The following is an 11,352-nucleotide window of genomic DNA, read 5'->3' as shown; positions in this document are numbered from 1 at the left end:
TATCAGAAATTACGACCTGGTACTCCTTTCATGGCCCATAGCGGGGGAAAAGAGCCTGGATATCATCACTACTATCAAGCATTCAGGACCTAAGACCTCTGTCATTGTGCTCTCAGAACACGACGATAAAGACAGTGAGATCAATGCACTGAGGTCCGGTGCGGATGATTTTATCAAAAAACCTCTCGACTATGACATTTTACTGGTACGTATCGAAGCAAAACTGCGGTTCGGTGTTTCCAACATCATTGAAATAGAAGAGCTGATCATCAATCCGGAAGAAGAAAAGATCATCTACCAGGGTGAAGAGATAGAGCTCAAAGGCAAGCCGTTTGAAGTGTTAACCCACCTGGCCATGCACAAAGACCAGATCGTCTCCAAGGAACAGCTGCTGGATGCCATCTGGGAAGAGCCGGAACTGGTGACACCCAATGTCATCGAAGTTGCCATTAACCAGATCCGCCAAAAGATGGACAAACCTTTAGAGATCACCACCATTGAAACCGTCAGAAGACGCGGTTACCGTTTTTGTTTTCCTAAAAAGATTGGCTAGTGTATGATAGGCGTTTCTGCCCATGAAACCACTAAAAATTGTAAAATAATTTATTTATTCCACTTTTAATTTAAGAATAAGGTTTCTTCGGATATAAATCGTATAAATAACATTTATATAGAGGAAACCATGGCATTAGTAATAACCGATGAATGTATTGCATGTGATGCATGTAGAGAAGAGTGTCCCAACGAGGCAATAGAAGAAAATGATCCGATCTATTTTATCGATCCGGACAGATGTACAGAGTGTGTAGGGCATTTCGATGAACCTCAGTGTATCGCTGTGTGTCCTGTAGACTGCATTGTTCCTGATCCGGACAATGTGGAGAATGCCGAAGAGTTAAAATTCAAATACGATAAATTACAAGAAGAGTATTAAAATCCATTATGGCAAAACGAACCGCTATCATCGATATTGGTTCGAATTCAGCCAGACTGGTGATTTTTGAAAAGAAAAGCCGCTACGGTTTTAATCTTATCTGCGAACAAAAATCTAAAGTACGCATCGGAGAAGGTGCGTATGAAAAAGAGGGATATCTACAGCCCCCCGGTATCAAAAGGGCTTTTCTCACTTTACAATCTTTCCTGCATACCATCAACAAATACCAGGTGAACCAGACACTCTGTGTGGCAACTTCCGCATTGCGCGATGCACCCAACAGAGAAGCGTTCGTTCAATGGATCAAAAAAGAACTTGGACTCGCTATAAAGGTCATTGACGGCAACAAAGAAGCAAGATACGGCGCCATCGCTGCGAACAACCTGCTCCCGGTCAAGGACGGGATCACGATAGATATCGGCGGAGGATCCTCTGATATGGCACTGATCAAAGATGGGCAGATCGTAGATACCTACTCGCTCAACCTCGGTACGGTCAGGCTCAAAGAACTCTTTTTTGACAAGGGACTGACCCCCGAAGTGACCCATGAAAAAGCTACCGCCTATATACAACAGGAACTGCTTCAGCTTCCGGAGCACTTTAGACACGCTCTCGCCATTGGTATAGGAGGAACCGCCAGAACCCTCTCCAGGGGTATCATGAGGCAAACTGCCTACCCTTTGGACAAACTGCATGCCTTTTCCTATGAGATCGAGAACCATCGATCCTATCTTGATGCCATCACTCTTTCAAGTGCCAAAAAACTCAAGCGGTTCGGATTGAAAAAGAATCGTTTTGATACCATCCGTGAAGGGACGCTCATCTTCAAAGAGATCCTTGCGCATATCGGTGCAGAGCGTGTCATTTCAAGTGCGGTAGGTGTAAGAGAAGGGGTGTTTTTAGAACAGCTCCTCAAGAGGGACAATCTGAAATTTCCGAGTACGATCAACCCAAGTATCGTTTCCATATTGGACAGGTTCAAACCCATGGTCACGCTGGAGAAAAGACGGAAAGCACGACAGAAGCTCGCTTCATCTCTTTACAGTGTGCTTCAAAAAGATATTGGGGATGACAAAGCGTATGAAAACGAGCTTCAGTATGCATTGAAGCTCTCGGGTATCGGAAAGACGCTGACCATCTACAGGTCGCATCAGCATGCCTTTTATATCGCTATGCAGGAACTCAACTACGGGTTTACCCATGAACAGATACTGCTTATCTCGCTGCTCTTGCGTATGTACGGAAAAGAGCTCCTGAACAAGCCTCTGTTTGAGCAGTATAAGCCTCTTTTGCCCGAGAAGCAGACACTCCTTTGGTTGAGCTTCATCTATACGCTAACCGTACTGCTGCATGAAGCTTCCAATCGTGCAGACATCCGGTTCACCTACGAGAACAGGACCCTTCGGATCCTCTCCGACAAACCCCTCCACCTTGTAAAAGAGAAGATCAAGGCTCTGGAAAAGCCCGTACCCTTTGCCATTATCATAGAAGATGAAAAAAGCATACCGAAAAATACACTGTTGGGAATTTAAACTGTGATGCAGCGCACAGGGAGCAACCCTGCGCTATGATAAAGGGCAGGACTAGAATTTTGTCCCCATAGAGAACTCAAATGCTTGTGTCCGGTCATACGTTTCCTCATCGATCGGATAGGCAAATACAAGGTTGATCGGTCCAAATCCTGACTGCCATTCGACCACCACACCGGTTGAAGACCTTGCAATTTCATTGAAACTGTCCTCACCGATCATACCGTAGTCATAGAAGAATGCCAGTCTCATCTTTGCCGCTTCGGAGAGAGGGATACTTGCTTCCACGCTGGTAGAAGCTCTGTGTCTACCTCCTGCACGGCCACTGAGTGGATCACCTTCGGTATTATAAGGCGAAAGAGAATAGGGGTTATACCCTCTCAGGGATCCGATACCACCCAGAAAGAGCTTCTCTGCGATAGGGATATAGCTATCATCATCAGCAGTGATCGTCGTCATCCTTCCTTTGAGACGCAAGATAAGATCATAATCGATCCAATCTTCCAGCCCGTAATAGAATCCGACCTTTGCACTTGTTTTCAAAATATCTGCATATCCGCCAGGATACGCTGTTGCATCATAGTCACTGCCGTCCAATTTTCCATACTCGAAATTCAAAGCAGCGATCATACCTTCTCTTGGTACATAGAAATCATCTGTGTTGTCAAAATTGATACTGGTAAAGAGTGAAGTCTTCTCATATTGGTTATTGTAGAGTAAGAAATACGTATCATAGAGATCGGAGAGGTTACTGTCATTCCTTGTGGACTGGTTATCCACATACCCGACACCGACAGACGCATGGACATGTCTGAAAAATTGTCGGCCCAATGTCATCGTTCCGCCTAACTGGTCCTGGTTATAATCAATATATTCATACTTTCTTTTATACAGGCTCACTCCAAAACTGTACATACTGTCCCACACTTTTGGATTGACAAAAGAGAGGTTATAGTTCGTTGACCTTTTTGAGATCTCAAAGCCCAGGGTCGTAGTGATTCCCGAACCGAATATATTTCTGTCTGAAATAGAAGCATTGAACATCAGCCCTTCCCAGCTTCCGTACCCGCCTCCTGCAGAAATGGTCCCTGTCGCGGTCTCTTTTACCTTCACCAATAGATTGATCTCATTTGCTGAGACCCTCTGGCTTTGGATATCTACATTTTCAAAGAAACCGGTCCTTCCCAATGCATTCTTTGAGTCTTTCAGGTCTCTGGCATTGAACGTATCACCTGGTGCCAGATAGACATAACGACGGATCACTCTATCCTTTGTCGTATCATTACCGGAGATGATCACATCATTGATGGTCACTATCTCTCCTGGCTCTACCACATAGTTCAGGTTGATGATCTTCTCTTTGGGGTCTTTATGCATCTGCGGAGCTACTTTGACAAAGGCATACCCAAGGTTCCCCACCTCTTCCTCTAACGTAGTGATATCCTTACGCATACGCTTGATGTTAAATATTTTTCCCTCTTTAAGGATGAGCTCATCTTTGAGCGTTTTTGTATCAAGTCCTGCTACCTCTTGTGTAATGCTTATAGTCCCTACACGGTACTGTATGCCTTCTTCGACCTGATAGTCCACTTCTGCCTTGTAGGAACCAAAATCCACTCTCATCAGGGGTTTGCTGACATAGGCATCCAGATACCCGTGTCTCATATAGACATCTTTTACCCTGTAGGCATCATATTCAAGCTGCTCTACACTGGCCTCGCCATTGTTTCTCCAAGGCATCCATCCCAACCAGTCCCTCTCTTTGTTTGCCAGGTCCAGTTCAATATCGTTTTGAACCAGCTTCTCTGCACCCACAAAGTTTTGTTTCTCGATAATGATCTTTTCACCTTTGTTTACATCAAAGACAAGTGACACACTGCTTGTTCCCACAGGGTCAACGCTGACCTCAACCACTGAATCATAGTATCCCTGGCTTTCCAGCTGGGAGATCAGTGTTCTTTTTGCTTGTTTCACCCTTCTTTCATCATACAGGTCACCCTTTTTGAGGCCTATGCCGTCTAAAAGTTTTTGGCCCTCATCCCCTGTTCCGTACCCTTTGATGTCTACATTTGCAATGGCCAGTTTTTCTTTAAAATGATACGTCAGCACACCGCCGCTTTGGTCTACCCAGACATCTTTAAAATAGCCCTGTGCGAAAAACTTTTTAATAGAGTCATTTATTTTTACTGCGTTGATCTCATCACCGACATGGATACCAGCTATCTCTTTTGCAATAGTGGGAGAGAGATGCGAAAGGCCTTCGAATTTGATCTGTGTCACTTTTTGAGCCAGAAGTAGCGAACCTATCAACATCCATGAAAACAGTATCTTGAATGGGTGTATCTTGCACAGTGCTCTCTTTTTTATCATGGTAAAAGCCTTCGTATAATTTGCAAATATTTTATCTTTATTTCAATAAGAAGCTCATAATAAACAGAGAAATCATGCTATACTCTTTTTCAAAAATTGAAGTAGGTATAGTATGGCCCCAATCAAAGTCGGTATCGTTGGTCTAGGTCTGATGGGAGGTTCTTTGAGCCTTGCACTGAAAAAACACTCTAACGCATATTACTTCATCGGCATGGACCATAATGAACAGCATTGTGACGATGCACTGAAACTGGGCCTTGTGGATGAGATCTGCACCTCTCTTGAAACACTCAGAGGCTGTGATGTTATCGTCTTGAGCATTCCTGTGGATGGTATACTCAGTATTGCCCAGGAGCTTGGACCGTTGGATCCATCCTGTACGGTGATCGACCTGGGAAGTACCAAAGAGAAGATCTCCCTTTCCATCCCCTCTGACATTAGAGAGAACTTTGTCGCTGCGCACCCTATGACAGGTACAGAAAAGTTCGGTCCGACGGCTGCACTGGAGGATCTCTATACCGGCAAAGTGGTGGTACTCTGTGATCTTGAAAAGAGCGGGGAGTATCAGCAGAACGTGGCCAAAAAACTTTTTACCGATATCGGTATGAATCTCGTATGCATGGGTTCAAAAGAGCATGACAGACATGCAGCGTTCATCTCCCATATGCCCCATGCGGTAAGCTATGCTTTGGCAAATTCTGTGATGGCTCAGGAAGATTCAAAGAGTATTGTTGCCCTCGCAGGGGGAGGGTTTAAAGATATGAGCCGTATTGCCAAATCCTCGCCGAATATGTGGGAGGATATCTTCAGACAGAACAAGAGCAATGTCCTCAAGGCGATACACTCCTTTCAGTCAGAACTGAAAAAGTGCCAGAAAATGGTAGAGAATGAAGAGTGGGAAACCCTGAATGAGTGGATGAGAGAAGCGAATACCCTACATGATATTTTAGACTGAACCGCCTCTTCACGCCGGCCTTTTGTCAGGCCAACGGCATACCCTTTACCGATACTTCTCCACCATCTCTTTGAGCAGTTTTTTATCGATCTCCACACTTTTATCACCGTTTTTTCGCGCATAGAGTTTACGTACCATGGCTTCGACCTGGGGATCTTCACTCATGTGCGTATAGAGTATCTTTAACGCTTCGGACTCCTTGTAAGGATTTGCACTTCTGGTTTTGAACCGCGGCAACCGCTGCAGTACCATCATGAACAGTGCACCTGATCCAAAGGCTACTGCAAGCATCCACCATGCTACACTTTTGACCTCTGCCTGCTTTGGTGCTGTCGTCTCTGTTGCAGCAGGTTCTGTTTTTGTCTGGACCACTCCATGCATCTGAGCAGTCTCTGCAGTGGCTGCAGCGGACTTCGTTTTTTTGATGGTGACAGCATAGCCATTGACCTTCACCGTTTTGATCTGCCGGTCTTTCAGGCTTAACATCGAGAAGTGCCGTTCAGGGATCGTAAAATCCTCTTCAGCAATAAAGGCGAAACTTTTGCTGTAGGTACTGTAGATCTCTCCGTCCACCACCTTTGTCTCTACCTTCGCTTCATCGCTGTAGACCGTGACACCGTCTATCTCATATTTGGGGAATTCAAAACTTTCCAGGTTGCCTTTTCCTTCCAGTTTGACCGTCAGGTTGACCGGTTTATTGGCTTTGACCTCCTGTGCATCGATCGTTGTTTCCACCGTAAAGTCTCCCACAAGATCACTCTCTTTTGGCTGTGGCAATACTTCTATCTCCAGCGTGTTGGATGCTGCCTGCTTCCATGTGGTCCCAAAGGTCATACCGAATATATCCCGTCTGCTTCCATCTGCTATGCCCACCCTGGCATGTGCCGGCGTTGCTGTAAAGTTCCCTTCTTCCTGCGCTGTCAGCATATACCTGACTTCCTGCACCTGGTAATTGCCTTTGATGTATGCATTCTGTTCTCCGCCTTCTGTGACGATGAAACCGGGGAAGGTCGGCTGTGTGTACTGTATATCCTGTGAGAGCCTTACACCGTTCTTCAGAGAGAAATAGACCGTGACCATCAGTGATTCCCCTACCATGACCCTGGTCTTATTGGCCTGCATCTGCAGCGAGAAGAGATCACCGTTCTGTCCGACAGGTGCATTGGACTTGATGACCGTTACCTTGATAGGATCTGTTTTGTAGACCTTGCCGTCTATCTCTATCTCGTAAGAGGGGATGTTCACATCTTTGGTAGGAACGAAGGTAAATGTTTTTGTCGTGGCATGCTCGCTCTTCATCTCTCCATTGATGAACGAATAGGAGCTGCTGCTTCCGGAGTGGGTGCCTTCTATTTTATGCCCGTCGATCCTCTGTATATCGGGGAATACCGCATCATCACCCACAGCCTTGATGCGTAACTGCACGGCATTGCCACTGACCACCTCTGTGCTGGAGACCGTAGCTTCCACACTGGCACTCCAGAGCCATTGCAAACTCAATGTGATGATCCATAGTACTTTACCAAGGTTTTGCATCTTCATTCCTTTGATCTTTTTTACCTTCACCCATCTGATACATCATCGTAGGTGTTTTATTCTGCCCCATCTTTTTCATCAGACGTTTCAGCTCCTGTTCTTTGCGCTTCTCTTCTTTGCTCATCTGCTTTTGCTCTTCGGATCGGTCCGGATCATTGTCCCCATTTTTCTCTTGAGGATCTTTCTTTTTTTCAGAGTCAGATTTCTCTCTGTCCCCCTTTTTTTTCTTCTCTTCTTCCTTATTCTTTCCTTCTTTCTCTTTTGGGTCTTGATTCTCTTTATTTTTTTCTTCTTTCTCTTTCTGATCTTTGTTCTGTTGTTGACCCTGGTCTTTTTTATCCTCTTTATTTTGATCGTTTTCGTTCTTTTTCTCCTCTTGTTTCTCTTGCTCCTGCTTCTTTTGCTCTTCCTGTTTTTTCTGTTGTTTCGCCAGTCCCAGATTGAACTTCGTATCTTCATCTTTTTTCAGGTCTAAGGCTTTTTCATAGGCTTCTATCGCTTTATCCCACTCTTTTTTCTGAAAATAACTGTTACCCATGTTATGCAGCCTGGCTGCTTCATCCACCCCTTCGGCCTTCTCATACGCCTCAATGGCCTCATCATATTTTTTATCGTTATAGAGTGCATTGCCTATATCATACTGTTTCTGCGGGCTCTTTGCCTCTAAACTGTTCAACAGGGCTGCGCTCTTGGCATACTCTCCGGCCTCATACGCCTGATTGGCTTCTTTAATGGTTTTGAAGTCGGTCAGTCCGGCATTTAGAACAGTGAATAGTGAATAGTGAATAGTGAATAGTATGAATACTTTTTTCATACGTCTCTCCTTCTAGGCATTGAACTGAATGCGATCAGCAGAACGAAGAGTCCCAGTCCCAAAGGGTAGTAAAAATACTCCACCCGCTCTTTCACTGTTACTTCGCCCTGCTGCTGTTTTTGATATTTGTTTCGTATGACAGAGGCCAGTTGCACGATATCGTCCTTTCCGGTACTTGCTACCACATAGGCACCATCATTTTCTCTGGCCATCTCTCCCAGAGCATCATTTCTTTGCGTGATGGCGATGGTTCCGTCCTCCAGGCTGAAAGGTTTGCCGTTTTCATCGATCACAGGGGCTCCCTTTTCCGTCCCTACGAGCACCACATAAAGGTCGATCTCCTGTTCTTTGAGTATCTCTCCGAATCCTGCTATGGCTTCCTCATCCCCGCCATCCGTAAAAAGGACCAGGATCTTAGGTTTTTTCTCTTCCAGCAGAGAACTTGCCAGCTCGCCCAATGCAAAAAAGTCCGTTGAACCCATATTGATATAAGAGTCATCCACCCCCTCTACCATCATTTTAAGGGTCTCTTTGTCACTTGAAAAAGGTGCCAGCACAAAAGGACTGTAGGCAAATGCCACCACACCTATCTCATCGCTTGGCATCGCATCGAAAAAGGTATGCATCTTCTTTTTGGCAAAGGTCAGACGGTTGGGATAGACATCCGTGCTTCGCATCGAACCGGAGATATCCAGCGCCGTAAGCAGCGTCAAGCCCTCAACCTCTACCGTTTTATCGCCCTTTTCCATCACCGGTCTAGCCATGGCGACTATCATCAGGAAAAGTGCCAGAAGCATCAGCAGATTGCGGGCGACCAAAGGCATACTTTCATCTGCCGCACTCAGCCGTTTCAGTACCTTCTCATCAAAGATGCGGGAGAGTCTCTCTTTGTTGGTAGTGATCAGAAACGCAAAGATGACAAAGGGAACGATCAGCGCCCAAAAGAACTGCGGATTGACAAAACTCATCTCTATAGCCCCCTGCTGTTTCTGACATAGACGAACAACAATAGGCTCAATATGGCCAAAAAGAGCGGGTAAATATAGAGATAGGTGTGCTGTACGATCTTTTTGTCATCGATCTTCGTTGCTTCCAGGGCATCGATCTCCTGATAGATCTGAGAGAGCGTCGTCGCATCCTGCGCGCCAAAGGCCAGTCCTTTGCCTGCATCCGCCAGTGCCTGAAGATACTGGGCATTATAGTCCCGCGGATCACCCACACCGATAGTATACAGTTTGACGTCATGCTTTTCTATCATACTTTTCACCTCTCCGAACGGCACCTTGCTCATATTGTCTATACCGTCCGTCAGCAAGATGGCTATCTTTGATCTGGCTTTGCTTTTACTCAACATCATGTAAGCCTGCACGACGGCATCATTGATCGCGGTCCGTTTTCCGGCCATCCCCATCTGCTGCATTTTGGTAATATCCGTTAGGAATTTTTTTTCAAACGTAAGCGGAGAAGCGATAAAAGCTATGTCTGCAAACGTCACCATTCCTATACGGTCATTTTCTCTTTTCTCTATAAAATCACCCACCACTTCCTTGACCACATCAAACTTGTTCTTCCAGACATCGGAAGGATCGAAGCCGCGCTGCCGCATCGAGTCACTCGAGTCTATGATAAGCACGATGTCACGGCCCTCTTTTTTGCTGTTGGTGTAACTTTTTGTCATCACGGGAGATGACAAAGCGATCACGGCCGCGGTGATCCCCACCCACTTTAACCAGGCAAGCAGTGAACTTTTCCCCGCATTTTTGGCCATCAATGTCTGGACATGAGGGAAGAAGATAGCGCGGCTTCTCTCTTTGCACCAGAAGCTGCAGAGTATGAAAAGGAGCAATACTCCCAAAAGGGCAGGATACTCAAAATTAAACTGACTCATCCGCCACCTGCACATAGAGGTTGAATCTGTTGCGTGTCTCCTGATCTACTTCATCCACCTCTTTTTTGTATTTATACTGTTCCAGAAGCGGTTCAAGCTGGGAAAAAAGTTCTTTTCTTCTCTCGTCGGTTGCCAGAAGTCTTGCATAGTGCGTCGCTTCGTAGGCAGATCTTTTGGTATCTTTCCAGTCTATGTTTTTGAGCGCTGTCAGATACCCTTTGGCAAGATTTACTTTTCTGTTCTCCCACACTTTCTTCAGTACAAAAAACAGAATGCCCGATACCAATAGCACGGTAAAAATGATCAGCCCCCAATAGATATAATAGGAACTGTCCGGTATCTCCATTAGAGGCTTGATGTCTCTGAGTTGCTCGTTTATCGTTGCTGTTTGATTCATTTTATACTCCTGCCTTGATGGCTACACTGGGTTCCGACCATTTCGGTTCCGTCACTATGAACGCAAAACTGTTTGCTTCCATTTTACGCTCCTCACCTCATTCTTTTCATTAACTTCAGTGCCGGTTCTTCATGTGTATAGACCTTAGTGAACCGTATACCCTGTTTTTTGAACTGTTTATAGAGTTTCTCATCATTGTCATGCAAGGATTTTTTGTACTGCTTCAGCATTGCGCCGTCCACATCACCTTCGAAACTCTGTTTGGTTTCCATGTCTATCAGTCTGAGATACCCCAGTTCCGAAGGGTCCTCTTCGAACCTGTCGCGTACCATCACGGCAAAGACATCATGCTTTTTGCTCAGCAGTTTCAAGTCTATCTCCCCCACAAAATCCGACACGATGAAAAGCAGGGATTTCTTCTTCAAACGCTGATGCAGGGTTTCCACCAACGCGCTAAAATCCCCCTCTTTCCCTATGGGATCGAACACGATGACATCTTCCACTGCCTTATGGATCGAGAAAAGCTTTTTGCTGGGCTTGCTCAGACCGTACAGAGTGTCGGCAAAGACCATATGCGAGAAGAGATCTGCGTTTTTCACGGCTGAAAAGCCAAGTGTAGCTACCACTTCAGCGATGATATCGGACTTCTGTTTGACGGTGCCAAAGTAGGTCGAACCCGAAAGCATCGACACGACGACCACATTAAGCTCCCGCTCCTCTTTATAGATCTTGACAAAGGGTTTACCCAGCTTGGCTGTGGTCTTCCAGTCTATCTTTCGGACATCATCGCCATAGACATACTCGCGCAGTTCTGAAAATTCAAAGCCTTCACCCTGAAAGATGGAGGCGTTGTTTCCCAGCATGTCGCCGTAGACCTGTTTTTTGGTTTTAAGGATGATCTTCTTCACTGCTTTGTTCAAATCTACCCT

General features: G+C 45.6%; 11 protein-coding genes. 4 read left to right on the top strand and 7 right to left on the bottom strand.

Translation table 11 applies throughout. From position 1 onward, the window contains the following. From VIM88_RS09525 to VIM88_RS09515, 3 genes are all read left to right on the top strand, one after another. The coding region (locus VIM88_RS09525; RefSeq protein ID WP_331862656.1) for a response regulator transcription factor at positions 1-553 on the top strand (553 nt) is incomplete at its 5' end. A gap of 129 nt (positions 554-682) precedes the next feature. Then, positions 683-934 carry a YfhL family 4Fe-4S dicluster ferredoxin gene (locus tag VIM88_RS09520; RefSeq protein WP_331862655.1) on the top strand — a complete coding sequence of 84 codons (252 nt, stop codon included), beginning with the start codon at positions 683-685 and terminating at the stop codon, positions 932-934. An 8-nt stretch (positions 935-942) separates the two neighbouring features. Continuing rightward, the gene (locus tag VIM88_RS09515; RefSeq protein ID WP_331862654.1) at positions 943-2,466 is read left to right on the top strand and encodes a Ppx/GppA phosphatase family protein; all 1,524 of its coding nucleotides are present in this window, start codon (positions 943-945) and stop codon (positions 2,464-2,466) included. Between the two features lie 51 nt (positions 2,467-2,517). Here VIM88_RS09515 and bamA read toward each other — a convergent pair whose 3' ends face one another. Then, positions 2,518-4,833 (bottom strand): outer membrane protein assembly factor BamA, encoded by a 2,316-nt coding sequence (gene bamA, locus VIM88_RS09510; RefSeq protein WP_331862653.1) that lies wholly within the window; start codon positions 4,831-4,833, stop codon positions 2,518-2,520. 112 nt (positions 4,834-4,945) lie between these two features. On the opposite strand from bamA, the gene VIM88_RS09505 reads away from it, so the two are divergent. Further along, entirely contained in the window at positions 4,946-5,788 is an 843-nt protein-coding gene (locus VIM88_RS09505) for a prephenate dehydrogenase (protein WP_331862652.1), read from the top strand. A gap of 45 nt (positions 5,789-5,833) precedes the next feature. Here the strand turns inward: VIM88_RS09505 and VIM88_RS09500 are convergent, their stop codons facing one another. From VIM88_RS09500 to VIM88_RS09475, 6 genes are all read right to left on the bottom strand, one after another. Further along, entirely contained in the window at positions 5,834-7,324 is a 1,491-nt protein-coding gene (locus VIM88_RS09500) for a BatD family protein (RefSeq protein ID WP_331862651.1), read from the bottom strand. Continuing rightward, positions 7,308-8,138 carry a tetratricopeptide repeat protein gene (locus VIM88_RS09495; protein ID WP_331862650.1) on the bottom strand — a complete coding sequence of 277 codons (831 nt, stop codon included), beginning with the start codon at positions 8,136-8,138 and terminating at the stop codon, positions 7,308-7,310. The genes VIM88_RS09500 and VIM88_RS09495 overlap by 17 nt, the downstream gene beginning before the upstream one ends. Then, the gene (locus VIM88_RS09490; RefSeq protein ID WP_331862649.1) at positions 8,135-9,106 is read right to left on the bottom strand and encodes a VWA domain-containing protein; all 972 of its coding nucleotides are present in this window, start codon (positions 9,104-9,106) and stop codon (positions 8,135-8,137) included. Before VIM88_RS09490 ends, VIM88_RS09495 begins: the two co-directional genes overlap by 4 nt. A 2-nt stretch (positions 9,107-9,108) precedes the next feature. Further along, positions 9,109-10,026, bottom strand: coding sequence for a vWA domain-containing protein (locus tag VIM88_RS09485; RefSeq protein ID WP_331862648.1), 918 nt, complete (start codon positions 10,024-10,026; stop codon positions 9,109-9,111). Continuing rightward, entirely contained in the window at positions 10,013-10,423 is a 411-nt protein-coding gene (locus VIM88_RS09480; RefSeq protein ID WP_331862647.1) for a hypothetical protein, read from the bottom strand. The genes VIM88_RS09485 and VIM88_RS09480 overlap by 14 nt, the downstream gene beginning before the upstream one ends. A gap of 92 nt (positions 10,424-10,515) precedes the next feature. After that, a partial coding sequence (locus VIM88_RS09475) for a DUF58 domain-containing protein (protein ID WP_331862646.1) occupies positions 10,516-11,352 on the bottom strand: 837 nt, incomplete at its 5' end.

This window comes from Sulfurovum sp., from assembly GCF_036568385.1.
Lineage (GTDB): Bacteria > Campylobacterota > Campylobacteria > Campylobacterales > Sulfurovaceae > Sulfurovum.
This window is presented reverse-complemented; position numbering and strand designations above follow the sequence as displayed.